Raw genomic sequence first — 1,556 nt, 5'->3', positions numbered from 1 at the left:
TCCTTAAGATCCACCAAAAAAAGCTCAGCCTGGTTGTATTGTTATCATCCATTATCGTCAAGGGGTTAATGGGTTAGACTCTATTTTTGAGTTTAAATTTTCGTAGTAGATGGTGGCGGCGAGGAGCGCCGCCATAGAAGTTTCTTATGGAACTAAAGGGGCAGGATAGTTCCATAAGGAAATGAGGACTAATGTGTAAATTTATACCATAAGATTGAAACTATATTGGACATATAACGTCAATAATATTAAACCTAAATCTGAAAGGAGAAATAATGAAAATACACTATTTTGTTGTTTTAGTTTTATCTTCAGTTTTATTGTTTGGTTGTTCTTCCAAGCAAAAGAATGACAATGTTGCGAAAGCAGAAGTACAAGATGGCCTAAAGGAACAAGGTATTAAATTAAATTCAAGTTCTAACATTATTTCACCTAACAGCAACTCAATACAAACACCAACATTCACAGTAAATGAAAAAGTAAACGATGTAATAATGGTATATGAAATAAGGGGTGAAAATCGGGAATTTGGTTTTTTCGATAAACCTTTGATAATGGATAAAGAAATTAAGTTGGAATGGCTTTTTTGGACAATGGATGAACAGCTTCCGTTAGGCGAGCTAAAGGTAAAAGCAGTTCAAAACGAAAGTGGTAAGAGTATAATATCAAAAGGAGAGATAGTAAAAAAAGAGACACCTTTAAAAGAATTACCTAAAGATTATACCCCAAAGCCAGTTAGTATTAATAAGAGTATTGAAGAAAATATAGAAAAAGATATAGAAATTAATTTAACTTTCCCTGCATCTATATCATCCACTTCAATTAAATTCAACGAGTCAGGTATTTGGGAATTGCAACTATTTTTAAATGATAAACCTTTAGGAAATATGAACGTTTATGTAACTAAAAAAAATGAAGCAAATATATATTACCTTGACAATTGAGGTTCCAATCTTTGATCCAATTAAAGGGTGCATTACTTTTATACGGGGCTGGAAACAGCTCTTTTTTTATGGAACTAACGGGGCAGGATAGTTGAACAAGGGCTATAATAAATCTGGGATATCATTAGGAGGCTTAGATATGAATGACTACGGATATTTTGGCAATGAAAATTTTACTGGTAACCACCTACATATAGACAATTACACAAATGAGTTTACTCCTTATATCGAGGCGATTGCTTGGGAAAGACAAGATAAAACAATGGATATATTTTTCGATGGTTTTGAAAATGACAAGGAATTTAAAGCGTTATTTGGAGGCAAGGAACATTATTATGATGACTTTATGGGGGTATTTTTAGGAAACGTTAAAACAGACGAAGAAGCCTATGAAGTGTTTCGTAATTGGGTCGATACGGTCCTATATCCATATAGAAATAGAACTAACACAATATAATCTTGTTGAACTACCAGTGGCTAACGGGCAAATTAGTAAGATTGTGAAGGATTGTACTTAAACTAACGGGTGCGTTCGTATTATAAGGTTAGCCAGTTTTTACTGGTTGACCTTTTTTTAATAGAATCTATTATATCAGTAGCCAGGGTAGGACG

At 33.3% G+C, this 1,556-nt stretch carries 2 protein-coding genes; both read left to right on the top strand.

The window, feature by feature from the left end:
- The first annotated feature begins 275 nt into the window (after positions 1-275).
- Positions 276-944 carry a hypothetical protein gene (locus ACFWE9_RS26875; RefSeq protein WP_377359667.1) on the top strand — a complete coding sequence of 223 codons (669 nt, stop codon included), beginning with the start codon at positions 276-278 and terminating at the stop codon, positions 942-944.
- Between the two features lie 139 nt (positions 945-1,083).
- Positions 1,084-1,401, top strand: a complete 318-nt coding sequence (locus ACFWE9_RS26870; protein ID WP_230163040.1) for a hypothetical protein — start codon at positions 1,084-1,086, stop codon at positions 1,399-1,401.
- Positions 1,402-1,556 lie beyond the last annotated feature (155 nt).

It is taken from the genome of Peribacillus sp. NPDC060253 (assembly GCF_042727425.1).
Classification (GTDB): Bacteria; Bacillota; Bacilli; order Bacillales; family DSM-1321; genus Peribacillus.
The sequence above is the reverse complement of the archived record's forward strand: the minus strand, read 5'-3'. Positions and strand labels throughout refer to the sequence as shown.